The sequence below is a fragment of the Aeromicrobium sp. genome (assembly GCF_050700635.1).
GTDB lineage: Bacteria > Actinomycetota > Actinomycetes > Propionibacteriales > Nocardioidaceae > Aeromicrobium.
In genome coordinates this window covers 21,635-46,014 of sequence record NZ_JBOHDT010000056.1, presented here as the reverse complement: position 1 = coordinate 46,014, position 24,380 = coordinate 21,635, and the positions used below count along the sequence as shown (strand labels likewise).

The window sequence follows — 24,380 nt, the reverse complement described above, 5'->3', positions numbered from 1 at the left end:
CGTCCTGGCCGAGCACGCCGCCAGCTTCGTTCATGTCGTTGACGGCGAGGTCGACGCCGGCGAACTCCGGCGGGCCGAGGACTGGGTACGCCTGAACGTAGCCGCCCGAGGGGTCAAATGGGGGTCTCAACGGCGATTGACTCGCTACGTAGTCCTTTTGTAACCAATCGGGATCTAGGACCCGCGGCCCAGCTCCGGACCCTTCTCGATGACCTGGATGGCGACTTCGTGCATCGAGAGGCGCAGATCCATGGCGGTGCGCTGAATCCAGCGGAAAGCCTCTGGCTCGGACAGCCCGAGCGCTTCTTGCAACGTCGACTTGGCCCGCTCGACGGCTTTGCGCGCCGCGAGCCTTTCGCTCAGGTCGTCCACCTCGCGCTCGAGTCCAGTGATCTCGGCGAACCGGCTCATAGCCATCTCGATGGCCGGCACCAGATCGGTGATGGTGAACGGCTTGACGAGGTAGGCCATCGCTCCGGAGTCGCGAGCCCTCTCGACGAGGTCGCGCTGGCTGAACGCGGTGAGCATCACCACGGGCGCGAGCCGGTCGCTCGCGATCTGTGCCGCTGCAGCGATGCCGTCGAGCCGAGGCATCTTGACGTCCATGACGACGAGGTCCGGTCGGTGCTCCGTCGTGAGGGCCACGGCCTGCTCGCCGTCACCTGCCTGGGCCACCACGTCGTACCCGGCCTCGGCGAGCATTTCGGCCAGATCGAGTCTGATCAGGGCCTCGTCCTCGGCGATCACGACCCGCGGGCGGGCGGCCGGGGCAGGTTCGGTCGAAGGCGCGCTCACGTGAGAAGGTTATCCGGCGATCACGCTGGCCGGGATGGCGGAACTAGGCAGACGCGATGGATTCAAAATCCATTGCCCGCAAGGGCGTGCGGGTTCGATTCCCGCTCCCGGCACTCAACACATCGAGTGGCACAAAGGGCTCCGCGAGTGGCGCAGATCTGCGCGACACGCCGTCTCAGAATGACCAGACTGCGCCACTCGCCGGTTCATACCGGGCGTCAAGGTCACCGGCGGGATGCGAGCCGAACCCGGCCGCAATACTCGTCTGCATGGAGCCCTTCTACGAACAGCTCGACGAGACGACCTTTGCCAGCAGCGAGCTGACGGCGGGGCCGTGGGGTCCGGACTCGCAGCACGCCGGTCCCCCATCTGCGCTGCTGGCCCGCGCGATCGAGCGGTTCGAGCCGCGTGAAGGGCACCGGCTGGGCCGGGTGAGTGTCGACATCCTGGGCCCCGTGCCGATCGCGCCGCTGCAGATCGAGGTGGAGAGACTGCGACCTGGACGCCGTCTGGAGCTGTTCGAGGCCAGAGCCGAGACGAACGACCGCACCGTGCTGGTCGCACGGGCATGGCGACTAGCTTGCACGCCGGCCGATTTCCCGTCGCGGCCCGAACGTGTCGCCGGCGACGTCATCCCGCACGACCTGCCGGATCCACGACCCACCGGGCTCCACTGGGTCCATGAGGACGGCTACATGGCAGCGATCGAGTTCCGGTACCAGCAGGGCTCGTTCGACGAAACCGGTCCGGCGGTGGCGTGGGCGCGTCAGACCGTGGCACTGGTCGATGACGAGGAGCCGACACCGTGGCAGCGCGCCCTCGTGCTGGCCGACTCCGGCAGCGGGATCAGCCTGGCCCTAGATCCGACCCGGTACCCGGCGATCAACTGCGACCTGTCCGTGGCCCTGCACCGTGAACCGGGCAACGAGTGGATCGGCCTCGACGCCGTGACCACGATCAACGCCGGGTCCGGAGCACTCACGACCACCACGATGCTCGACCACGACGGCCCGATCGGGATCGCCACACAGACCTTGCTCGCCGGCTGACTAGGACGTGTCTTCCTATTCCGGTTCGAGGGACGCGCGGCGTCCGCTCTCGGCTGGCAAGGAGCGTCAGAGGAGGGAGGCGCACCGGGGTTGTGCGGCGACCGACGATAACGCCGCCAGGTGAGATGCGGCGCCGGGCGACCCGGATCGGAATAGGGAGACGCGTCCTTAGGCCTTGGGCAGCGAGTTGCCGAGCAGACTGGCCTCGTCGAGATCGGGGTCGTGGTAGGCCGGTGAGACGCGGTTGATCGCGTCGCCCATGTTGTGGATGCGCAAGGCGTTGGTGGAGCCGGCGATACCGGGCGGGCTGCCGGCCACGATGACGACCTGCTGACCCTCGTCACAGCGACCGATCGCCAGCAGCGCCTTGTCGACCTGCAGGACCATGTCGTCGGTGTGCCTGACGTACGGCACGTGGAAGGTCTCGACGCCCCAGCTGAGGGAGAGCTGGGACCGCACGACCGGGTCAGGCGTGAAGGCGATGACCGGAATCTGCGACCGGTAGCGAGACACCCGACGGGCGGAGTCGCCCGACGTCGTGAACGCCACCAAATAGCGCGCGTCGATGGCCTCGGCGACGTCGGCGGCCGCCCGGCAGATGACGCCGCTCCTGGTCTTCGGCTTCCAGGTGAGCGACGCCATGCGCGGCTGGCCGTGGGTCTCGGTGGACTCGACGATCCGGGCCATCGTGCGCACCGTCTCGATCGGGTAGTCGCCGACGCTCGTCTCGCCCGACAGCATCACCGCATCGGTGCCGTCGAGCACCGCGTTCGCGACGTCGGACGCCTCGGCGCGAGTGGGGCGGGGCGCCGAGATCATCGACTCGAGCATCTGCGTGGCGACGATGACCGGCTTGGCGTTGCGGCGGGCCTTCTCGACGATGCGCTTCTGGACGATCGGCACCTCCTCCAACGGCAGCTCGACGCCGAGATCGCCGCGGGCGACCATCACGCCGTTGAAGGCGTCCATGACCTCGTCGAGGTTGTCGACGGCCTGCGGCTTCTCGATCTTGGCGATGAGAGGACGGAGGACGTCCTCCTCGCGCATGATCACCCGGGCGTCCTCGGCGTCCTTGGCAGATCGCACGAACGACAGCGCCACGAAGTCGACGCCTTGACGCAGGGCCCAGCGCAGGTCGTCGGCGTCCTTGTCGCTCATGGCCGGAACGCTCACCTGGACGCCGGGCAGGTTGAGTCCCTTGTTGTTGCTGACCTGTCCGCCGACCTCGACGACCGAGGTGACATCGGTGCCGGTGACGTCCTTGGCGCGGAGCCGCACCCGGCCGTCGTCGATGAGGATCTCGTCGCCGACCTCGATGTCGCCGGGGAGGCCGGCGTAGGTGGTGGAGCAGCGAGTGGCGTCGCCGTCGACCGGCTCGGTGGTGATGGTGAACATGTCGCCGTCGACCAAGGTGACCGGCCCGTTCGCGAACGTGCCGAGACGGATCTTGGGACCTTGGAGGTCGGCCAGGATGGCGATGGCCTTGCCGACGTCGTCGCTGGCCCGGCGTACGAACTCGTACATGCGTTCGTGGTCGTCGATCGTGCCGTGACTCATGTTCAGGCGGGCGACGTCCATGCCTGCCCGGGCGAGGTCACGCACCCGCTCGAACGAGTCGGTCGCGGGTCCGAGGGTGCAGACGATCTTTGCTCTACGCACGCCGACAAGCCTAGGGGGTGTCTCCCTTTCCGGTTCGGCTGGGAGCGGTGCGCCGGGCCCGGTCCGGCAAGGCCGAGGAGGGAGGCGCACCGGTGTTGTGCGGCGACCGACGAGAACGCCGCCGGTCGGGATTCGGCGTGACGCGAGCCCGGACCCGGAAAGGGAGACGCGCCCTTTGGTGGTCTGGCGAACCTGTCTAGACGACGAGGGGTCGCTCCGTGGGCGGAATCGGGGACGGCAGGTTGGTCGAGCCCGACAGGAAGGCATCGACACCGGCGGCCGCGGCCCGTCCCTCCGCGATCGCCCACACGATGAGCGACTGACCACGCCCTGCGTCACCGGCGACGAAGACGCCGTCGGCGCTGGACATGAAGTTCTCGTCGCGGACGATGGTGCCCTGAGCATTCAATTCGACACCCAATTGTTCAACCAACCCATTGGTCTCCGGGCCGGTGAAGCCCATCGCGAAGAGAACCAGCTGAGCTGGGATGGTGCGCTCGCTGCCGGGCACGTCGATGAAGGAACCATCCTTCGACTCCACCTCGACGATCCGCAAGCCGGTCAGCTTGCCGTCCTCACCCACGAACTCCTTCGTGGAGACCGCGTACGTCCGCTCGCCGCCCTCCTCGTGAGCCGTAGCAGTGCGGTAGATCATCGGGTAGGTGGGCCACGGCTGGTTTTCCGGGCGGTCCTCCCCCGGCTGCGGCATGATCTCCAGGCTGGTGATCGACCGCGCTCCCTGGCGGGTCGCGGTTCCGAGGCAGTCGGCCCCGGTGTCGCCACCACCGATGATGACGACGTCCTTGTCAGTGGCGAGGATCTGGTCGTCGACCTCCTCGCTCAGTGCGGCCCGGTTGGCCTGTGGCAGGAAGTCCATCGCCTGGTGGATCCCGGACAGCTCACGGCCAGGTGCCGGCAGGTCGCGGCGCACGGTGGCTCCGATGGCCAGCACCACCGCGTCGTAGCGATCGCGCAGCTGGGTTCCGGTCAAGGTGTCGCCGACCTGGATGCCGTTGCGGAACACGGTGCCTTCGCGGCGCATCTGGTCGATACGTCGGTCGACCTGGATCTTCTCCATCTTGAACTCGGGGATGCCGTAGCGCAGCAACCCGCCCGGCTTGTCGTCGCGCTCGTACACCGCGACGGTGTGGCCCGCGCGGGTGAGCTGCTGAGCGGCGGCGAGCCCCGCCGGGCCGGAGCCAACGACGGCGACGGTACGGCCGGTGAGCCACTCCGGCGGCTCGGGGCGCACGTTGTGCATCTCCCAGGCCTTGTCGATGATCGAGACCTCGACGTTCTTGATGGTGACCGCGTCCTTGTTGATGGCGACGACACAAGCCGTCTCGCACGGCGCCGGGCACAGACGTCCGGTGAACTCGGGGAAGTTGTTGGTGGCGTGCAGGCGGTCGATGGCCTCTTCCCAGTCGTCGCGCCAGACGAGGTCGTTCCACTCGGGGATGAGGTTGCCCAGCGGGCAGCCCTGGTGACAGAACGGGATGCCGCAGTCCATGCAGCGACCGGCCTGCTCGGAGATGATCGGCAGGAGGGCCTTGCCCGGTCCGCCGGGATAGACCTCCTTCCAGTCGTGGATGCGCTCCTCGACCGGACGCTTGGGTGCTTCCTCGCGCGGCGTGGTCATGAATCCGCGTGGGTCAGCCATTCGCGCCCACCTCCATCATGCGCGCGGTCTTGTCCTCGGCGGACAGTCCTTCGGACTCCGCCTGCTCGGCGGCCTCGAGGACCTTGCGGTAGTTGACGGGCATGATCTCGGTGAAGCGCTCGAGCGAGTGCTCCCAATCGCCGAGCAACTGCTCCGCCACCGCCGATCCGGTCTCCTGCTGGTGCTTCAGCACCAGGTCATGCAACGCCTCAGCTGCCTCCTCCGGAACCGGCCGCAGCTCCACCATTTCGGAGTTCACGAGGGAGTCGTCCAGGTCGAGCACGTACGCGGTACCGCCGCTCATGCCCGCCGCGACGTTGCGTCCGGTGGGGCCGAGGATGACGGCACGTCCGCCGGTCATGTACTCGCAGGCGTGGTCGCCCACGCCCTCGACGACAGCGCTGACACCGGAGTTGCGCACACAGAACCGTTCACCGACCTTGCCGCGCAGGAAGATCTCGCCGCTGGTGGCGCCGAAGCAGATGACGTTGCCGGCCACGATCTGCGCCTCGGGCGTGAACTGAGCCTCGCGTGGCGGACGCACGATGATGCGACCTCCGGACAGCCCCTTGCCGACGTAGTCGTTGCCGTCACCCTCGAGGCGCAGCGTGATGCCGCGGGGCAGGAACGCGCCGAACGACTGACCGGCCGATCCGAGGAACGTGAGGTCGATCGTGTTCTCGGGCAGGCCCTCACCGCGGTATCGCTTGGTGACCTCGTGGCCGAGCATCGTGCCGACCGTACGGTTGACGTTGCGGATCTCGAGCTGCGCGCGCACCGGCTCGCCCTTCTCCAGGGCGTCCTCCGAGAGCCCGATGAGCTCCATGTCGAGAGCCTTCTCGAGCGCATGGTCCTGGCCGACGATCTGGTGCAGCGCGACATCCTCCGCGAGCTCGGGCACGTAGAAGATCGGCGAGAGATCGAGACCGTCGGCCTTCCAGTGCTCCACGGCCGAACGTGTGTCGAGCAGGTCCGCGTGGCCGATCGCCTCGTCGATCGAACGGAAGCCGAGCTCCGCGAGGTACTCACGAACCTCCTCGGCGACGAACTCGAAGAAGTTGACGACGTGCTCGGCCTTGCCGGTGTAGTTCTCGCGCAGCGTCTTGTTCTGCGTGGCGACGCCGACCGGGCAGGTGTCGAGGTGACAGACACGCATCATGATGCAGCCGGAAACAACCAGCGGAGCGGTCGCGAATCCATATTCATCAGCCCCAAGTAGTGCCGCAATGATCACGTCACGCCCGGTTTTCAACTGACCGTCAGTTTGAACCACGATGCGGTCGCGGAGCCCATTGAGCAGGAGGGTCTGCTGGGTCTCGGCGAGACCGAGCTCCCAGGGACCGCCGGCATGCTTGAGCGACGTGAGCGGTGACGCACCGGTTCCGCCGTCGTGCCCTGAGATGAGCACGACGTCGGCCTTGGCCTTCGAGACGCCCGCCGCGACCGTGCCCACGCCGAACTCGGCGACGAGCTTGACGTGGATGCGCGCAGACGGGTTCGAGTTCTTGAGGTCGTGGATGAGCTGCTTGAGGTCCTCGATCGAGTAGATGTCGTGGTGCGGCGGCGGGGAGATGAGCCCGACCCCCGGCGTGGAGTGACGGGTCTCGGCGATCCACGGGTACACCTTGGGCCCGGGCAGCTGGCCGCCCTCACCGGGCTTGGCTCCCTGCGCCATCTTGATCTGCAGATCGTCGGCGTTGGTGAGGTACTCGCTGGTGACGCCGAAGCGTCCGGATGCCACCTGCTTGATCGCCGAGCGTCGCTCGGGGTCGTAGAGACGATCCGCGTCCTCGCCGCCCTCGCCGGTGTTCGACCGTCCGCCGATCCGGTTCATGGCGATCGCCAGCGTCTCGTGCGCCTCCTGGCTGATGGAGCCGTACGACATCGCGCCGGTGTTGAAGCGCTTGACGATCTCGGAGACGGGCTCCACCTCGTCGATTGGCACCGGTGGCCGCACGCCCTCCTTGAACCCGAACAGGCCGCGCAACGTCATGAGGCGCTCCGACTGGTCGTCCACCCGGGACGTGTACTGCTTGAAGATGTCGTACCGCCCGGTGCGGGTGGAGTGCTGCAGACGGAAGACGGTCTCGGGGTCGAAGAGGTGTTCCGGTCCATCGCGACGCCACTGGTACTCGCCGCCGACCTCGAGGTGACGCCGCGAGCCGACGATGCCGTGGGTGGGATACGCCTTGGCGTGCCGCGACGCGACCTCCTGGGCGATGACGTCGAGCCCCACGCCGCCGAGCTTGCTCGACGTGCCGGTGAAGTACGCGTCGATCGTCTCCTGGGAGAGTCCGACGGCCTCGAAGATCTGGGCACCGGTGTACGACGCGACCGTCGACACACCCATCTTGCTCATCACCTTGAGCACACCCTTGCCCAAGCCGTAGACCAAGTTGCGCAGCGCCTGACGGGGCTCCATGTCCTGGACGAAGTTGCCCTCGCGCGCGAGGTCCTCGGCCGACTCCATCGCGAGGTACGGGTTGACCGCGGTGGCGCCGTAGCCGATCAGGAGTGCGACGTGGTGCACCTCGCGGACGTCACCGGTCTCGACCAGCAGACCGGCCTGCGACCGCAGCTTCTCGCGCACCATGTGGTGGTGGACCGCACTCGTGAGCAGCAGCGACGGGATGGGCGCCAGGTCGGCGTCGGAGTGCCGGTCGGAGAGCACGATGATGCGCGCGCCGTCGGCGACCGCCCGCGACACGTCGGCACAGATCTCGTCGATCTTGGCCTTGAGCGCTTCTCCCCCGCCGTGGACGTCGTAGAGCCCCCGCACGACGTGCACCGCGAAACCGGGCATGTCGCCGTCGCGGTTCATGTGACGGATCTTGGCGAGCTCGTCGTTGTCGATGACCGGGAACGGCAGCTGCAGCACGCGGCACGATGCCGGGCTCGGCGCGAGCAGGTTCGTCTCCGGACCCATCGTGCCGGCGAGCGAGGTGACGACCTCCTCGCGGATGGCGTCGAGCGGGGGGTTGGTGACCTGGGCGAACTGCTGGCTGAAGTAGTCGAACAACAGCCGCGGCCGGTCCGACAGCGCGGCGATCGGCGTGTCGGTGCCCATCGAGCCGATGGTCTCGGCGCCGGTGCGGGCGATCGGGGCGATCAGGATGCGCAGCTCCTCCTCGGTGTAGCCGAACACCTGCTGGCGTCGGGTGACCGAGGCGTGCGTGTGCACGATGTGCTCGAGATCGGGGAGGTCCTCGAACCGCACGAGGCCGGAGTAGAGCCACTCGTCGTACGGGTGCCCCGCGGCGAGGGTGGCCTTGATCTCCTCGTCCTCGATGACCCGGTGCTCGGACAGGTCGAGCAGGAACATCTTGCCCGGCTCGAGGCGACCCTTGCGGGTGATGGTCTTCTGGTCGATGTCGAGCACTCCCGCCTCGGAGGCCAGGACGACCAAGCCGTCCTCGGTGATCCAGAAACGTCCCGGACGCAGTCCGTTGCGGTCGAGGACCGCGCCGACCTTGTTGCCGTCGGTGAAGGACACGCAGGCCGGTCCGTCCCACGGCTCCATGAGCGATGAGTGGAACTCATAGAACGCCCGGCGGGCCGGGTCCATGACCTCGTCGTTCTCCCAGGCCTCGGGGATCATCATCATGACGGCGTGCGGGAGGTCGCGGCCGCCGAGGTGGAGCAGCTCGAGCACCTCGTCGAAGGACGCCGTGTCGCTGCCCTCGGGATCGCAGATCGGGAAGAGGCGCCGGATGTCGCCAGGGATGAGGTCGCTCTCGAGCGTCGCCTCGCGGGCCCGCATCCAGTTGCGGTTGCCTCGGGCGGTGTTGATCTCGCCGTTGTGCGCGATGAAGCGGAACGGGTGCGCCAGCGGCCAGCTCGGGAAGGTGTTCGTGGAGAAGCGGCTGTGCACGATCACCAGGGCCGACTCCATGCGCTGGTCGCGCAGGTCGGGGAAGAAGCCGTCGAGCTGCTCGGTGGTGAGCATGCCCTTGTAGACCAGGGTGCGGGCCGACAACGACGGGAAGTAGACGCCGGCCTCGTGTTCGGCACGCTTGCGCAGGCAGAAGGCGAGTCGGTCGAGGTCGATGCCGGAGCGCTGTTCCCCGCTCGCGGTGGCGAACATCAGCTCGAAGGACGGCATCGCCCCGCGGGACATGGAACCGAGGATCTCGGGGTTGACCGGCACGTCACGCCATCCGAGGACGGTCATGCCCTCTTCACCGGCGATCCGTTCGATCGTGGCCTTCGACTCGGCGGCCTCGTCGGCGTCGACCGGCAGGAATGCCATTCCCACCGCGTACGTGCCGGCTTCGGGGAGCTCGATCCCGCTCTCCGCGCGAAGGAATGTGTCCGGCACTTGCATGAGCATGCCCGCACCGTCGCCGGTGTTGGGCTCGGCACCGACGGCTCCACGGTGGTCGAGGTTGCGCAGCGCGGTGAGGCCGTGGGCGACGATCTCGTTGCTCGCAACACCGGTGAGAGTGGCGACGAAGGCGACACCGCAGGAGTCGTGCTCGTGCTGCGGGTCGTACAAACCCTGTGCACGAGGAAAACCTTGGGCGGGAGGGAGTGAATGCACTGCTGGCCCCTTACCTGGCGTCGAACGGTGAACGAAACCGGGGACGACGTTGGCCCTAGTCAGCCCCACAAGATTACACGGCGGCTCCGGGAGCCGCGCAATTCGGGCGCCGAGTGGAATGGGAGCCGGTCAGCCGAGGGTCGTGCCGACGACGTTGCCGACGAGATACGTCAGCGCGGCTGCGGCGCCGCCGAGCACGAGCTGACGCACACCGCTGTACCACCATGAGCGGCTGGTCACGTTGGTGACGATCGCGCCGCAGGCGAACAGCCCGATCAGCGAGAGCACGACGATCGGCCAGACCGCCTCGATGCCCACGAGGAGCGGCAGCAGCGGGATGAGCGCACCCAGGCCGAAGGAGAGGAACGACGAGACCGCCGCGAGACGGGGCGAGGCCAGGTCGTTCGCGTTGACGCCGAACTCCTCGCGTGCATGCACCTCGACGGCGTTGTCGACATCACGGTGGATCTGTTCCGCCGCGTCCCGGGCGGTGTCCTCCTCGACACCCTTCTCGACGTACATGGCGGCCAGCTCGGCCTCCTCGGCTGCGGAGTTCCGCTCGATCTCGCTGCGCTCGACCTCGATCTGCGCGAGGGCGAACTCCGACTGGCTGGCCACCGACGTGTACTCCCCCGCCGCCATCGAGAACGCGCCGGCGGCCAGGCCGGCCAGGCCGGCCAGGATCACCGGCTTCGTGTCGTCGCTGCCTCCGGTGACGCCCATGATGAGCGCGAAGTTGGACACCAGGCCGTCCATGGCCCCGAACACCGACGGGCGTAGCCACCCGCCGGTGACGTCGGGATGCTCGTGCCCGATCCCACCATCGTCGGTGAGGTCGTTCTCGTCCTGCGGTTCGTGGGTCATGCCTTGAAAACTAGCTCTGACCGCCGGATCCGTCATCGAAGGATTGGCTCGCCTCAGCGACTTTCTCGCGTCTCCTCGCGGCAATGAAGTAGGCCGCGGCCAGCACGAACACGACGATCGACGTCCAGACGTTGAGGCGGTACGGCCCGAGCTCGTTGACCGTGTCGATGCGCAGCATCTCGATCCAGACGCGACCAGCCGTGTAGAGCATCACGTAGAGGGCGAACGCCCTACCGTGGGTCAGCCTGAAGCGCCGGTCGATCAGCACGAGCAGCCCGGCCGCGGCCAGGTTCCACAGCATCTCGTACAGGAACGTCGGGTGGAAAGTCGAGAACTGCTCATAGCCGGGCGGGCGGTTGGCCTGATCGATCTCCAGGGCCCATGGCAGGTCCGTGGGCTTGCCGAACAGCTCCTGGTTGGCATAGTTGCCGAGCCGGCCGACGGCCTGCGCGACCAGCAGTCCCGGGGCGAGCGCGTCGGCGACCGCCGAGAACGAGACCTCGTAGTGGCGTGCCGCCAGCCAGGCGCCGACGGCGCCGCCGGCGATCGCACCCCAGATGCCCAAGCCGCCCTGCCAGATGTATAGCGCCTCGATCGCCCGCCGCCCCTCGCCGAAGTAGAGCTGCGGATCGGTGGCCACGTGGTAGATCCGGGCGCCCACGATGCCGAACGGGATCGCCCAGATGGCGACGTCGGCGATCAGCCCGCTCCTGCCTCCGCGGGCGGTGAACCGCTTCTCGCCGATCCAGATCGCCAGCAGAGCTCCGATGATGATGCCGAGGGCGTAGGCACGCAGCGGTACGGGACCGAGGTACCACACCCCCGACGACGGGCTCGGGATGGAGCTGACCAAGGTGTTCATCGTTCGACCCCCTGCCGCAGCTCGCCGGCCAGCCGACGAACTGCCTCGATTCCTGACGCGAGATCGTCCGTCTCCTGCAGCTCGCGCACGAGAGCCGAACCCACGATGACGGCGTCGGCGTACTGAGCGACCTCGTGCGCCTGCGAGCCGTTGCTGACGCCGAGCCCGACGCCGACGGGTTTGTCGGTGACGTTGCGCAGACGCTCGACCAAGGTCGGAGCGAGCGAGCTCGACTGCTCCCGCTGACCGGTGACGCCCATAACGGAGGTGGCGTAGACGAAACCACTCGACGCCTCGGCCGTCATGGCGAGCCGGTCATCGGTCGATGAGGGAGCGACGAGGAAGATCCGGTCGAGACCGTGCTTGTTCGACGCGTCGATCCACTCCTGACCCTCGTCGGGAATGAGGTCCGGCGTGATCAGTCCTGCTCCCCCGGCTGCGACCAGGTCGCCCGAGAAGCGGTCGACGCCGTAGCGCTCGACCGGGTTCCAGTACGTCATGACGACCGTGGGCGCACCAGTGGCGGCCGATGCGCGGACGACGTCGAGCACGTCGGTGGTGCGGGTCCCGCCGGCCAACGCGCGGTCGGCGGCCGCCTGAATGACCGGCCCGTCCATCACCGGGTCGCTGTACGGGAGGCCGACCTCGACGAGGTCGACGCCGCCGTCGACCATCGCCTCGATCGCGGCGATAGACGTCTTCAGGTCCGGAAATCCGGCCGGAAGGTACCCGACGAGCGCGGCACGGTCTTCGCCACGCGTCCGCTCGAAGAGCTCATCGAGCTTGCTCACTTCTCGACCCCTTCGTCGAGCACGACTGGACCGTCGAGGAGTCCGAACCACTCGGCGGCGGTGTGCACGTCCTTGTCGCCGCGGCCGGAGAGATTCACCAGGATCGTGGCGTCCGGGCCGAGCTCCTTGGCGAGATCGAGGGCGCCGGCGAGGGCGTGGGCCGACTCGATGGCCGGGATGATCCCCTCGGTCTTGCACAACAGGTCGAACGCAGCCATCGCCTCCGCGTCGGCGGCCGGGACGTACTCGGCGCGACCGGTGGCGGCGAGGTGTGCGTGCTCGGGCCCGACTCCGGGGTAGTCGAGACCGGCTGAGATCGAGTGCGACTCGATGGTCTGACCGTCGTCGTCCTGCAGCAGGTAGGACCGCGCGCCATGCAGGACGCCGACCTCGCCGGCCGAGATGGTGGCCGCGTGCTTCCCGTCGGGGAAGCCCTCTCCGCCGGCCTCGACGCCGACCAGCCGGACGTCGTCGTCGAGGAAGGCCGTGAACAGCCCGATGGCGTTGGAGCCGCCGCCCACACAGGCGACCGCGACGTCGGGCAGGGCTCCAATGAGCTCGAGACACTGCGCGCGTGCCTCGTCGCCGATGCCCCGGGTGAGGTCACGCACCATCGACGGGAAGGGATGCGGGCCTGCCGCGGTGCCGAACAGGTAGGACGTGTGGTCGACGCTCGCGACCCAGTCGCGCAACGCTTCGTTGATCGCGTCCTTGAGCGTGCGGCTGCCGGTGGTGACCGGCACGACCTCGGCACCGAGCATCTGCATGCGCGCGACGTTGAGCGCCTGACGCTCGGTGTCGACCTCGCCCATGTAGACGGTGCACTCGAGATCGAGGTAGGCACAGGCCGTGGCCGAGGCGACGCCATGCTGACCGGCGCCCGTCTCGGCGATGGCGCGGGGCTTGCCGATGCGCTTGGCCAACAGCGCCTGACCGAGGACGTTGCGGATCTTGTGCGCGCCGGTGTGGTTGAGGTCCTCGCGCTTGAGCAGGATGCGCGCACCTGCTGCCTCGGAGAAGCGGGTCGCCTCGTAGAGCAGGCTCGGGACGCCGGCGTACTCGCGCAGCATCCGGTCCAGCTCGGCCATGAACACCGGATCGGCCTTCGCCTCGGTCCACGCGCGGTCGAGCTCGTCGAGTGGGGCGACGAGGGCCTCGGGCATGAATCGGCCACCGAAGCGGCCGAAGTGGCCGGACGCGTCAGGCTGGGCGTAGGTCATGGCTGTGTCGTTTCAGGTAAGTCTCACGGTGGGTCACGGTCGAAGGGCGACCGATCACCATCGATGCTGCAGGGCCGGGTGCGCACCGGCGGCCACGAGATCCGCGACGCTGGCACGGGGGTCGTTGTCGCGCACGAGCGTCTCGCCCACCAGCACGACGTGCGCACCGGCCTTGGCGTACTCGATGACGTCGTGCGGACCGCGCACGCCCGACTCGGCGATCTTGACGATCCCGTCTGGAATGAGCGGCGACAACCGCTCGAAGGTGGTGCGGTCGACCTCGAGCGTGCGGAGGTTGCGGGCGTTGACCCCGACGAGGTCGGCGCCGGCATCGGCCGCGCGCACCACCTCGTCCTCGTCGTGGACCTCGACCAGCGGGGTGAGACCGATGGAACGGGCTCGCTCAATGAGGCTCTCGAGGGCGTTCTGCTCGAGCGCGGCCACGATCAACAAGGCCATGTCGGCACCTGCCGCGCGAGCCTCCCACAGCTCGTATGACGTGGTGATGAAGTCCTTGCGCAGGACCGGTACGTCGACCTGGCTTCGCACGGCGCGGAGGTCGTCGAGCGTGCCGCCGAACCGGTGCTGCTCGGTGAGGACGCTGATGGCGGCAGCACCACCGGCCGCGTAGTCGGCCGCCAACGCGGCCGGATCCTTGATCGCGGCCAGCTCGCCCACACTGGGACTGGCTCGCTTCACCTCGGCGATCACGGACACCCCATCGGCGCGGAACGTGGGCATCGGGTCGAGTGCGGGGTGCTGACGGTCCGCCTGGGCCTTGAGGTCATCGAGCGAGGTCTGCGCCATGCGCTCCTCGAGGTCGGCGGCCACTCCGGCGAGGATCTCGGCCAGGACGCTCATCGTTCCTCCCTCGTCGGCTCCAGATTCAGGACTCGGTTCCAGAGTAGGCCCCGCGGGGGTACGTGGGCGTGGGGGGTATCCAGAACCGTTCGACAGTCAATAAGGTCGCCTCATGACGACGAATGATCCGCCCCAGTACCCCGGTGCCGACCCCGGCGACTCTGATTCCACGAACCGTCCTCCGGACGGATCTGGTGTGTCCGAACCCTCAGGACCACCCAGCTACGGCTCGGCCCCACCGCCCGAGGGCGGACAGCCGCCGCCGCCCCCGCCACCGCCGCCCAGCACGCCCGGAAGGTACGACGGAACCGACCGGGCGTTCAGTGCCCCCGATGCCATCAGCTGGGGTTGGGCCAAGTTCAAGGAGAACGTCGGTCAGCTTCTGCTGGCGGTGCTGATCATCATCGGGGTCGCGATCGTGGTGGGCATCGTGTCTTCGATCATCGCTCCGTCGAATGGGATGTACGGGACGGGCGGCTTCGAGCTCAGCGTCGGTTCGCTCATCGGCTCACTCATCGTCAACGCGATCGGTGGCGCTGTCGAGTTCGTCGTCAGTGTCGCCATTGCCCGCGCAGTCATCGACGTCACCGAGGGCCAGAAGTTCGAGATCGGACCGGCCTTCGGACGGATCAACGTCGCGAATGCCGCAATCGCCGGCCTGATCCTCGGTGCTCTCTACGCGATCGGGTTCGCGTTGTTCTTCCTGCCTGGGCTGATCGTGGCGTTCTTCGCCTACTTCACCTCCTACTTCGTCGCCGAAGGCACAAGTCCGGTCGACGCCATCAAGGAAAGCTTCGGGCTCGTTGCCGCCAACCTCGGCGACTCGCTCCTTCTGGCAATCCTGTCGATCCTCGTGATCATCGCCGGGGTCATCGCGCTCTGTGTCGGCATCTTCGTCGCGATTCCCATCACCATGCTTGCCGCCGGCTACGCCTACCGGAAGTTCCGAGGTCAACCTGTCGCAGCCTGAGCCGCGAGCCCTCGCCGCGGCGAGTGGCCGAGGTCCTAGGGTTTGACGCATGTCGTCGAACGAGCCGCCGCCGTACCCACGTCCAGAGGGTGAGGACGGACCGTCCAGCCCGAACCAGGAACCGACGTCGGCGTCCCCCGGCGCCCAACCGCCGGGGCCGCCACCGCCTCCCGCGTACGGCGCTCCGCCTCCGGGCCAGGTCCCGCCACCGGCGCCCGGGGCCTACGGGACCCCGGGGGCCCGACGGAACGACAAGGCACTCTGGTCGATGATCCTCGGCATCGTCTCGCTGGTGTGCTGCGGTCTGGTCGCTGGAGTCCCCGCGATCGTCCTCGGGCACATCGCGAAGAACGAGATCGATGCCTCCCAGGGCACTCAAGAGGGCCGTGGGATGGCCCAGGCCGGTTTCATCATGGGCATCATCGGCTCGGTGCTCAGCGTCGTGGCCATCATCGTCTACGTGGCGATCGTCGGCGCGGCCATCTCGAGTGGAGAGTTCTCCGGCGGCGCGTACTGACCCAGTCGATCAGGGCGCGAGCCAGGCGCCCCACGGGGTGTTGCGCAGGACGCCGAACACCAGCGCCACACCGAGCAGCAGCAGGAGCACGCGGTTGGTGGGCACGACCATCGGACCGTCGACACCTCGGATGCGACGCACGACCCACACGGTCCAGGTGAGAGCCAGCATCGCGACGAGGGCGACGGCGAGCAGGTTGCTGCTGATCGCCGCGACGACGTCGCCGTGGGTGAGGTCGTTGACCGCACGCAGCCCTCCGCAACCCGGGCAGGGGTGCCCGGTGATCACGAGGAACGGGCAGAAGCCGTAGGAGCCTGGGTCGTGCGGATCATGGAGTCTCAGCAGGGCTGCCGCCCCCAGTCCGGCCGCACCGACGAGCGCCGGACCGCGCATCAGCTCGGTCGTCGAACGCGAGGCGACGTGCGTGGTCACTGCGACGATCCTTCGTAGCCCTCGCGGAATCCTTCCTGGAACTCCGGTGTCGTGAAGAGATACCCGTAGAAGGCGAACAGGAGCAGCGAGAGAATGATGCCGACGATGCCGAGAATGATGCCGGCGATCGCCATCCCACTGCCCGCCTGGGTGCCGCCGGAGGCGCCGATCTCCTTACGGGCCAGGATGCCGACGATCAGGGCTGGGATGGCAGTGACGATGCCGATGCCACAACACACCAGGCCAACGATTCCGAGGACGAGGGCCCAGATGGCCTTCTGGTTCGTGGGGACGCTGCCCGGCGCGCCCGGCTGGCCGTAAGCCGACGCCGATGGCTGCCACGGCTGGCCGGGCGGTGCCGGCGGGGGTGGCGGCGGCCCTCCGGGTGGTGGTGGTGGCTGGGCGCCGGGCTCCCGGCTCGGCCCCTGGTCGGGCTGATGCTCGGGCTCCTGCCCGGGGTACTCGGGGTACTCCGGTCCGTCGCTGCTCATGGCTGGGTCAGTGCTCGGTGCGGTCGAGACCGAGCCCGGCGGCGGACATGATTCGGCCGACGACGGCGGACAGGAGCGTGAGGGCGACGCCGATCCAGAACAGGACCCAGTTCGGCTCCGGGATCAAGGCGATGCCGCCGATCGTGAATCCGACGAGGCAGACCATGACGGCGGTCCATGCTGCGGGTGACGATCCGTGCGCCATCGGGCTTCTCCTCGGGGAGTCGTGAGACTGATCGAGCGTCAGCCTACTCGGTCGGGTCGCGCCCTTCGTCCATCGCCGCCCAGAGGTCGCCCTCCGTGCGCGGTTCGTCCTTCTGGGCGACTGGTGCGTCGAACCTGCTGCCCATGGTCGGCCACTTGCCGGCCAGTGCCACGACGACGGCGCCGAGCACTGCGGCTGCCAGGAACGTCACGACCGTGACGAGCTGCCAGGCGGTGAAGGTGCCAACGGGATAGTTGCTCCCCGTGAACGCCGGCGAGTCGGCCAGCACCCTCCTGAACGGCCCGATCGACGGGTCGGCCTGTTGGGCCAGAGCTGCGCCGGCCAGCGACGTCACCACGACCAGGGCGCCGACCCCACGACGCACCCATCCCTTGGTGGCGATGACCGCGAGCGCTGCGGCGATGACGACCAGCGCCAGGCCGAAGGCCGCAGGCGCCGCGTCGCGCCCACCGACCGTGACGACATCAGACGGCAGACCGGGCGACTCGACCGTGGCACGCAGCCAGGGACGGGTGGCGGCCAGGAGAGCGAGTGCCCCCGCGGCCAGCAGCGCCAGCACGACGGGAACGTACAGGCGACGCGGAGTCACAGCAGGCGGTCCGCGTCGAAGCAGGTGCGGTCCCCGGTGTGGCAGGCCGGCCCGTGCGGATCGACGACCACGAGGACGGTGTCGCCGTCGCAGTCGAGCCTGACCTCACGCACGTCTTGAACGTGACCGGACGTCTCGCCCTTGACCCAGTAGTCCTGACGGCTGCGACTCCAGAACGTGCTGCGACCGGTGGTGAGGGTGCGGTGCAGCGCCTCGTCATCCATCCATCCGACCATGAGGACGTCGCGGCTGTCGGCGTCCTGGATGACGGCGGTGACGAGGCCATCCGCGTCCCGCTTGAGGCGCGCGGCGACGGCAGGGTCGAGGGAGCTCACACGGACCATTCTCTCAGGCCTCTGGCGTGGACAGACGCGACTGGGCGACCCAGCTCGCGTGCAGTCGCGAGTAGACACCGCCGGCATCGACGAGCTGGGCGTGGGTGCCGTCCTCGGCGAGACGGCCGGCGTCGAACACCAGGACGCGGTCGGCGTTCTCGGCCGTCGACAAGCGGTGCGCGATGGTGACGCTCGTGCGACCGTCGAGCAGACGCCCGAGCGCACGGGTGGCGCGCAGCTCGGTCTGCGGATCGACGGCGCTGGTGGCTTCGTCGAGGACGAGGAAGTCGGGGTCGGCCAGCGCCGAGCGCAGGAGGGCGACCAGTTGTCGCTCCCCTGCCGACAGCGACTCGCCCCGCTGCCCCACCTGCGTGTCGAGGCCGGCCGGGAGCGTGCCGAACCAGTCGTCGAGACCCAGTCCGTCGACGGTGGCGAGCAGCGCGGAGTCGTCGGCGACGGCGCGTCCGTAGCGGAGGTTCTCGCGCAGCGTCGCGTCGAACAGGAATCCTTCCTGCGGGACCATCAGCACGTGGCGTCGCAGCTCGTCGAACGACACCTCCGAGACGTCGGTCCCGCCGAGACTCACCGAGCCCGCGGATGGATCCATCAGGCGCGTGAGCAGCTTGGCGAACGTGGTCTTGCCCGATCCGGTCTCGCCGACGACGGCGACGCGCTGGCGCGGCTCGATGACGATGTCGATGTCATGCAGCACGTCGGGTCCGCCCGGGTAGGCGAACGTGACGTGGTCGAACCGGGCGCCGAGCACGCCGTCGGGAAGCCTGCGACCGACTGGCCCTGGGTCGACGACGTCGGCCGGCGTGTCGAGAAGGTCGATGACGCGCCGCCACGAAGCGATCGCGTTCTGCGCCTCGGTGAGCACCTGCGTGGCCATCTGGACGGGGCCGACGAGCAGCCCGACCAGGAAGGCGAAGGCGATGACCGTGCCCATCGAGAGATCACCGGCGACGCCGAGGGCGACACCGGCCACGATGGCTCCGGCGTTGGCCAGGCCGCCGGCCACTCCGGCCGACGCGAACGTGACGGCGACGAGCTTCTGGGCGCTGACGTTCGCGCGCAGGTTGGTGTCGATGCCGTGGTCGACGCGGCGTTGGGTGCGGTCCTCGATGGCGTGTGACCGCACGACCGATGCACCGACGACGGGCTCGGCGATGACGGCCAGCATCTCGCCGACGGTGCGACGCACGGTGTCGTAGGCGCGGCTCATCCGGCCGGCGAACCACCGCAGGCTGATGACGAGCGGCAGGAAGCAGGCGAGCACCACGAGCGTGAGCTGCCACGAGTACCAGGCCATTACCGCTGTCGCTACCACCATCTGCCCGACGCTGATCACCATGAAGATGCCGGTGAACTGCAGGAACAGCGACACCTGGTCGATGTCGGACGTGACCCGTGAGACGAGCACACCGCGACGCTCGGCGTTCTGGGTGAGCATCGAGAGGTCGTGGACGTGCCGGAACGCCCGGACCCGCATCTGGGTGAGTCCTCGCTCGCTGGCCACGAACAGGCGCACCCGCATGACGTAGGCGCACGCGGCCGTGGCCGCGATGAGGACGAGAGCGACCACGATCCAGCTCTCCACCGCGCTGCTGTCGATGTCACCGCCTTTGCCCAGGCCGGAGTCGACGGCGACCTGGATGACGACCGGCACGACGGCGCCACCCACGGTGCTGAGCACGGCGAGCAGCATGGTGATGCCGAGGCCGTCCTTGATGGCCGGGGACAGGGCCAGACCGCGGCGGATGATCTCGAAGCCGGTGAGTCTGGCCGAGCGGGCCTCCTGCGCGTCGAGTGGGTCGACGGTGTCGACGATCTCGGTGTCCACGTCGGTGCTCATTCGGTGATCACCTCCCTCGCCTGGTCGTAGGCGTCGACGAGCAGTCGGTAGTCGTCGGACCGCGCGATCAGCTCGGCGTGGGTGCCCCGCTCGGCGATCCTGCCCTCGTCGAGGAAGATGACCTCGTCGGCCAGGGCGATGGTGGCCTTGCGGTACGCGACGACGAGCACCGACGGGCCATCGGCGACGGACGTGTGGGCGGCGAGTGCCGCCAGGATGCGTTGCTCGACCTCGGGGTCGACGGCGCTGGTGGCGTCGTCCATGACGAGCAGCCGAGGACGCCTGACGAGCGCCCGCGCGAGGGCGAGCCGCTGGCGTTGACCGCCGGAGAGCGAGGTGCCGCGCTCGCCGAGCTGGGTGTCCAGCCCTCGTGGCAGGGCGGAGACGAACCCGTCGGCCTGCACGGTGCGCAGCGCGGCCCAGATCGCGTCATCGGACACGTCCTCGCCCAGCGTGACGTTCTCGCGGACGGAGTCGTCGAAGAGGAAGGTGGTCTGCGGCGCGACCGCGACGGCGTCGGTGAGGGCGGCGTGGGTGAGCTCGCGGACGTCGACACCGTCGATGCGAACCGAGCCGGAGTCCGGGTCGACGAGGCGGGTGAGCAACGTGGTGAGGGTGCTCTTGCCGGCGCCGGTGGCACCGACGACGGCGACCACGCGTCCGGGCGTCAGGTCGAGGTCGACGCCACGAAGCACCTCGATGCCCGGCTCATAGGAGAAACGGACGTCATGCAGAGTCAGCTGGGCGGCTCCCGTGCTCGCGAGATCGCGAGATCCGTAGCCCATCTCCCCCGTGGCGTTCAAGACGCGGCGCACGCGCTCCCACCCCACGACGCTGCGCGGCAGCTCGCCCAGGACCCAGCCGATGGCGCGCACGGGGAACGCCACGACCGTGAACAGGTAGGCGACCTGAACGACGTCGCCCGGAGCCGCGGCTCCGGACGCCACCCGCTCGATGCCGAGCAGGACGACGGCGAGCACCCCGAGGTTGGGCAGCGCCTCGAGCAGTGGGTCGAAGATGCTGCGGATGCGTCCGACCGCGACGTTGGCGTCGCGCAGGTCCTCGGCGTGACGGGCGAACCGGGCGGTCTCGTCGGCCTCTCGGCCGAGGGACTTGACGACCAGCGCACCGTCGAACGACTCGTGTGCAACGGCGCTCACGTCGCCGCGGAGCGACTGCGCATGAGCGACCTTCGGCGACAGCCAGCGCTGGTAGAACACGTTGATGCCGAAGAGGGCCGGGAAAACCACGAGCCCGACGATGGTGAGAACGACGTCGGCCAGCAGCATCGCGACGATGGCGGCGACGAGCATCGCGATGACACCGATCGCCATCGGCAGCGGCATGAACACCGACCACGCGGCCTCGACGTCGGCGTTGGCGTTGGAGAGCAGCTGACCGGTCGGGTGGCGGTGGTGCCACGACATCGGCAGCGCGAGGTAGCGACGCGTGACCCGGCGGCGATAGTCGGCGACGAGACGGTAGTAGACCACCCCGCCCACCAGCCGGCGGGCGATCACGCCAAGAGCACGAAGGATGGCGACCGTCATGAACAGCAGCACCGCGACGGCCAACGACCCCTTGAGGACCTCGCCTTGTTCGAAGGACGGCCTGATGACGTTGTCGGTGGCCCAGCCGAGGACCCAGGCATCGGCCACCGTGGTGGCGCCGTACACGATGCTCCCGATGACGGAGATCGAGAACAGCCACCGCTGCTCGGAGATGCCGCGGCCGAGCAGGCGGAAACCCCGACGCATCACACGGTCGGTGTCCGTGCGCAGTAGATCGGTCTCTGGTGTGGCTCTATCTGACATGGTGTCCGGCTGCTCGCAAGGTGCTCTTCACGTCCCCGATGGTCAGCTCGCCGAAGTGGAACACACTCGCGGCGAGCACGGCGTCGGCGCCTGACTCGACGGCCTCGACGAAGTGCTCGAGCCGACCGGCACCTCCGCTCGCGATGAGCGGTACTTGGGTAACGTCACGGACCGCCCGAATCATTTCCAGGTCGAAACCATTTTTCGTACCGTCGGCGTCCATCGAGTTGAGCAGGATCTCCCCGACCCCGAGCTCACAGGCTCGCCGGACCCACGCCACGGCATCGATACCGGCCGACTGACGGCCGCCGTGCGTGGTGACTTCGAAGCCGCTCGGCTGCTCACTGCTACGGCGGGCGTCGACGCTCAGCACGAGCACCTGGTTGCCGAAGCGTCCCGCGATGTCGCCGAGCACCTCGGGTCGCTCGATGGCCGCGGTGTTGATGCCCACCTTGTCGGCACCCGCCCGCAGCAACCGGTCGACGTCGTCGACCGTGCGGACGCCGCCGCCGACGGTGAGCGGGATGAACACCTGGTCGGCCGTCTGCCCGACGATCTCGTACGTGGTGTCACGGCCGACGCTGGACGCGGTGATGTCGAGGAACGTGAGCTCGTCGGCGCCCTCGGCGTCGTAGACCCGGGCCATCTCGACCGGGTCGCCGGCATCGCGCAGGTCGACGAAGTTGACGCCCTTGACGACCCTGCCGTCGTCGACGTCGAGGCACGGGATCACGCGCACAGCCAGACTCACCCGTCGAGCCTATCCGCGCGCTCCGATGAGGGTGTGTCAGTGGCTCACCTCGTGCCGCACGGTCACCGTGGGCGGATTCCGGAGGGTCTGCGCGACCACGCAGTAGCGTTCGGCGAGCTCGACCAGGCGGTTGACCTTCTCTTCACCGGCGTCCGTCTCGAAGGAGAAGGTGATGGTCACGTCGGTCAGCCCGACCGGTATCTCGGGGTCGACCCCGAGCGTTCCGCGCGCGTCGAAGTGACCGTCGACGACAACCCGCGCATCGAGGAGCTTCACGCCGATCGCCGTCGCGACGCTGCGCAGCGTCACGCCCGCGCAGGCGGCCAACGCCTCGACCAGCATGTCGGCCGAGCAGGCGTCGCTTCCGTCCCCGCCCGTCGCCATGTGGAGGCCGGCCCTCGTCGGACCGGGCCAGGTCTCGACGGTGCAGGTGATGCCGTCGCCCACCACCCTGCTCTCGGCCCGCAGCGGAACGCGCGCGCTCATCGGGGCCTCGCGGTACATCTGTTTCAGCGGCCGTTGCAGGTCGCGCAGCGCGTTGGCATCCATCCGTCCATCGTCGCCCCGATCAGGCCCGCATCGATGCCGATTGGTGAATTGGGCTGCACCGCTCCTCGTCGCTGCGGCAACATCTGAACATGAGACTCCTCGCCATCGCGCTCACTGCGGCGCTGCTCCTCGTCACCGGATGCAGCGGCGGAGACCAGCCGAACGAGCCCGATCCCACGGCGGCAGAACCGACCAGCGAGCCCAGCCCGACCCCCACTGAAATCCCCACCGTCGTCGCTCCGGCCGACCTGGTCGTCGAACCGGGCGCGGTCGGCCCCGCCCGAGCAGGCATGTCGAAGGCCGAGGCGTTGCAGACCGGCCTGTTCGATGCCGACGTCCCGCCGCCGGTCGAGGGCTGCCCACCGTTCCCGCTGCAGTGGAAGAAGCAGTACAAGGGCGTCGACGTCATCGCCACCGACGGAACGATCTCATCGCTCGGTGTCTTCAAGGACGGCCCGAAGACGAGCAACGGCATCGGCTACGGCAGCACGCTCGACGACCTCACGAAGGCGTACCCGAACCTCTCCCCCGTCGTCGACGCCGGCTTCAACCAGGCCGGTGCCTACGAGTTCACCGACGACGAGTTCATCGGCTTCCTCTTCGGCGACGCCACCGTGTCGAGCATCAAGGGGTCGTCGAAGGTCACGTTCATCGAGGTCACTACGGGCAACAAACCGGACCTCATCCGCGACGGCTGCTGATCAGCCCCTGGCGACGGCGGCGAGCGCATCGGGAAGGGTGAAAGCACCCGCGTAGAGCGCCTTGCCGACGATCGCTCCCTCGACGCCGTCGTCGGTGAGGCCGGCGATCGCGCGGAGGTCGTCGAGGCTCGACACGCCGCCCGACGCGACGACCGGCTTGTCCGTGGCCCCGCACACATGCCTCAGCAGGTCGAGGTTCGGGCCTTGCAGCGTGCCGTCCTTGGTGACGTCGGTGACGACGTAACGGGCGCAGCCGTCGCGTTCGAGCCGTTCGAGCACTTCGAAGAGGTCGCCGCCCTCCTGCGTCCACCCGCGCGCGGCGAGGGTTCGTCCCCGGACGTCGAGGCCGACCGCGATCTGGTCGCCGTGCTCGGCCACGACCTTCGCGCACCAGTCCGGGTTCTCCAGGGCAGCAGTGCCGAGGTTGACCCGTGTGCAGCCGGTGGCGAGAGCCGCCGCCAGCGAGGCGTCGTCGCGGATGCCGCCGGAGAGCTCGACCTTGGCGTCGAGGCGGCCCACGACGTCGGCCAGCAGCTCACGGTTCGAACCCGTGCCGAACGCGGCGTCGAGATCGACGAGATGGATCCACTCGGCGCCGTCGGACTGCCACTGCAGAGCCGCGTCGAGGGGCGATCCGTAGGCCGTCTCACTGCCAAGCTCACCCTGGACGAGCCGCACGGCCTGCCCGTCGGCGACGTCGACAGCGGGGAGCAGCTCGAGAGTCACGCGAGCGATCGTATCTGCCGGAGCCTGCGGCTCAGTGGTGGTGCTCCATGTCCTTCGTCCTGCCGGCTTTCTCGCCCGGCTTCACGACCACGAACTGACCATCATGCCGCGGTCCTCGTGACC

At 68.5% G+C, this 24,380-nt stretch carries 23 protein-coding genes, 1 tRNA gene and 1 pseudogene; 5 read left to right on the top strand and 20 right to left on the bottom strand.

Features of this window, described 5'->3' with window-relative positions; genetic code table 11:
* Nucleotides 1–174 precede the first annotated feature (174 nt).
* On the bottom strand, nt 175–795 hold the full coding sequence (locus ACRDPN_RS04165) for an ANTAR domain-containing response regulator (protein ID WP_431446078.1): 621 nt from the start codon (nt 793–795) through the stop codon (nt 175–177).
* Nucleotides 796–823: 28 nt separating this feature from the next.
* Between ACRDPN_RS04165 and ACRDPN_RS04160 the strand changes: the two genes are divergently transcribed.
* Together ACRDPN_RS04160 and ACRDPN_RS04155 are read left to right on the top strand one after the other, a co-directional pair.
* Nucleotides 824–908, top strand: a tRNA-Leu gene (locus tag ACRDPN_RS04160).
* Between the two features lie 156 nt (nt 909–1,064).
* Nucleotides 1,065–1,844 (top strand): thioesterase family protein, encoded by a 780-nt coding sequence (locus tag ACRDPN_RS04155; RefSeq protein WP_431446077.1) that lies wholly within the window; start codon nt 1,065–1,067, stop codon nt 1,842–1,844.
* 168 nt (nt 1,845–2,012) lie between these two features.
* On the opposite strand, the gene pyk is transcribed toward ACRDPN_RS04155, so the two are convergent.
* From pyk to trpC, 8 genes are all read right to left on the bottom strand, one after another.
* Nucleotides 2,013–3,503: a pyruvate kinase gene (pyk, locus tag ACRDPN_RS04150; RefSeq protein WP_431446076.1), complete on the bottom strand. Its 1,491-nt coding sequence runs from the start codon at nt 3,501–3,503 to the stop codon at nt 2,013–2,015.
* 196 nt (nt 3,504–3,699) lie between these two features.
* On the bottom strand, nt 3,700–5,163 hold the full coding sequence (locus ACRDPN_RS04145) for a glutamate synthase subunit beta (RefSeq protein WP_431446075.1): 1,464 nt from the start codon (nt 5,161–5,163) through the stop codon (nt 3,700–3,702).
* A complete protein-coding gene (gene gltB / locus ACRDPN_RS04140; RefSeq protein ID WP_431446074.1) occupies nt 5,156–9,703 on the bottom strand; it encodes a glutamate synthase large subunit in 4,548 nt (1,515 codons plus the stop codon). Before gltB ends, ACRDPN_RS04145 begins: the two co-directional genes overlap by 8 nt.
* A gap of 129 nt (nt 9,704–9,832) precedes the next feature.
* A complete protein-coding gene (locus tag ACRDPN_RS04135; RefSeq protein ID WP_431446073.1) occupies nt 9,833–10,567 on the bottom strand; it encodes a VIT1/CCC1 transporter family protein in 735 nt (244 codons plus the stop codon).
* Nucleotides 10,568–10,577: 10 nt separating this feature from the next.
* The gene (gene lgt / locus ACRDPN_RS04130) at nt 10,578–11,429 is read right to left on the bottom strand and encodes a prolipoprotein diacylglyceryl transferase (RefSeq protein WP_431446072.1); all 852 of its coding nucleotides are present in this window, start codon (nt 11,427–11,429) and stop codon (nt 10,578–10,580) included.
* Nucleotides 11,426–12,220, bottom strand: a complete 795-nt coding sequence (gene trpA, locus ACRDPN_RS04125) for a tryptophan synthase subunit alpha (RefSeq protein WP_431446071.1) — start codon at nt 12,218–12,220, stop codon at nt 11,426–11,428. The genes lgt and trpA overlap by 4 nt, the downstream gene beginning before the upstream one ends.
* Entirely contained in the window at nt 12,217–13,440 is a 1,224-nt protein-coding gene (trpB, locus tag ACRDPN_RS04120; RefSeq protein WP_431446070.1) for a tryptophan synthase subunit beta, read from the bottom strand. The genes trpA and trpB overlap by 4 nt, the downstream gene beginning before the upstream one ends.
* 54 nt (nt 13,441–13,494) lie before the next feature.
* Nucleotides 13,495–14,301: an indole-3-glycerol phosphate synthase TrpC gene (gene trpC / locus ACRDPN_RS04115; RefSeq protein ID WP_431446069.1), complete on the bottom strand. Its 807-nt coding sequence runs from the start codon at nt 14,299–14,301 to the stop codon at nt 13,495–13,497.
* Between the two features lie 196 nt (nt 14,302–14,497).
* Between trpC and ACRDPN_RS04110 the strand changes: the two genes are divergently transcribed.
* Together ACRDPN_RS04110 and ACRDPN_RS04105 are read left to right on the top strand one after the other, a co-directional pair.
* The gene (locus ACRDPN_RS04110; protein WP_431446068.1) at nt 14,498–15,271 is read left to right on the top strand and encodes a hypothetical protein; all 774 of its coding nucleotides are present in this window, start codon (nt 14,498–14,500) and stop codon (nt 15,269–15,271) included.
* Nucleotides 15,272–15,320: 49 nt separating this feature from the next.
* Nucleotides 15,321–15,788, top strand: coding sequence for a DUF4190 domain-containing protein (locus ACRDPN_RS04105; RefSeq protein ID WP_431446067.1), 468 nt, complete (start codon nt 15,321–15,323; stop codon nt 15,786–15,788).
* 9 nt (nt 15,789–15,797) lie between these two features.
* Here the strand turns inward: ACRDPN_RS04105 and ACRDPN_RS04100 are convergent, their stop codons facing one another.
* The 10 genes and pseudogenes from ACRDPN_RS04100 to ACRDPN_RS04055 all read right to left on the bottom strand — a co-directional run bounded on the left by ACRDPN_RS04100 (nt 15,798) and on the right by ACRDPN_RS04055 (nt 22,830).
* Nucleotides 15,798–16,220, bottom strand: coding sequence for a DUF2752 domain-containing protein (locus ACRDPN_RS04100; RefSeq protein ID WP_431446066.1), 423 nt, complete (start codon nt 16,218–16,220; stop codon nt 15,798–15,800).
* On the bottom strand, nt 16,217–16,711 hold the full coding sequence (locus tag ACRDPN_RS04095; protein ID WP_431446065.1) for a DUF4190 domain-containing protein: 495 nt from the start codon (nt 16,709–16,711) through the stop codon (nt 16,217–16,219). The genes ACRDPN_RS04100 and ACRDPN_RS04095 overlap by 4 nt, the downstream gene beginning before the upstream one ends.
* Before the next feature lie 7 nt (nt 16,712–16,718).
* On the bottom strand, nt 16,719–16,916 hold the full coding sequence (locus tag ACRDPN_RS04090; RefSeq protein ID WP_431446064.1) for an HGxxPAAW family protein: 198 nt from the start codon (nt 16,914–16,916) through the stop codon (nt 16,719–16,721).
* A gap of 43 nt (nt 16,917–16,959) precedes the next feature.
* On the bottom strand, nt 16,960–17,496 hold the full coding sequence (locus tag ACRDPN_RS04085; RefSeq protein ID WP_431446063.1) for a Trp biosynthesis-associated membrane protein: 537 nt from the start codon (nt 17,494–17,496) through the stop codon (nt 16,960–16,962).
* 26 nt (nt 17,497–17,522) lie between these two features.
* Nucleotides 17,523–17,870, bottom strand: coding sequence for a phosphoribosyl-AMP cyclohydrolase (gene hisI, locus ACRDPN_RS04080; RefSeq protein ID WP_431446061.1), 348 nt, complete (start codon nt 17,868–17,870; stop codon nt 17,523–17,525).
* Nucleotides 17,871–17,874: 4 nt separating this feature from the next.
* The gene (locus tag ACRDPN_RS04075) at nt 17,875–19,716 is read right to left on the bottom strand and encodes an ABC transporter ATP-binding protein (RefSeq protein WP_431446060.1); all 1,842 of its coding nucleotides are present in this window, start codon (nt 19,714–19,716) and stop codon (nt 17,875–17,877) included.
* Nucleotides 19,713–20,501 (bottom strand): ABC transporter ATP-binding protein, encoded by a 789-nt coding sequence (locus ACRDPN_RS04070; protein WP_431446080.1) that lies wholly within the window; start codon nt 20,499–20,501, stop codon nt 19,713–19,715. The genes ACRDPN_RS04075 and ACRDPN_RS04070 overlap by 4 nt, the downstream gene beginning before the upstream one ends.
* Before the next feature lie 150 nt (nt 20,502–20,651).
* Nucleotides 20,652–21,473: pseudogene (locus tag ACRDPN_RS04065) on the bottom strand (ABC transporter transmembrane domain-containing protein); the annotation flags it as partial.
* Nucleotides 21,474–21,519: 46 nt separating this feature from the next.
* Entirely contained in the window at nt 21,520–22,281 is a 762-nt protein-coding gene (gene hisF, locus ACRDPN_RS04060; RefSeq protein ID WP_431446059.1) for an imidazole glycerol phosphate synthase subunit HisF, read from the bottom strand.
* Nucleotides 22,282–22,317: 36 nt separating this feature from the next.
* Complete coding sequence (locus tag ACRDPN_RS04055; protein WP_431446058.1) at nt 22,318–22,830, bottom strand: OsmC family protein; 513 nt, start codon at nt 22,828–22,830, stop codon at nt 22,318–22,320.
* Nucleotides 22,831–22,919: 89 nt separating this feature from the next.
* On the opposite strand from ACRDPN_RS04055, the gene ACRDPN_RS04050 reads away from it, so the two are divergent.
* A complete protein-coding gene (locus ACRDPN_RS04050) occupies nt 22,920–23,531 on the top strand; it encodes a hypothetical protein (protein WP_431446057.1) in 612 nt (203 codons plus the stop codon).
* Here ACRDPN_RS04050 and priA read toward each other — a convergent pair whose 3' ends face one another.
* A complete protein-coding gene (gene priA, locus ACRDPN_RS04045; RefSeq protein WP_431446056.1) occupies nt 23,532–24,257 on the bottom strand; it encodes a bifunctional 1-(5-phosphoribosyl)-5-((5-phosphoribosylamino)methylideneamino)imidazole-4-carboxamide isomerase/phosphoribosylanthranilate isomerase PriA in 726 nt (241 codons plus the stop codon).
* Nucleotides 24,258–24,380 lie beyond the last annotated feature (123 nt).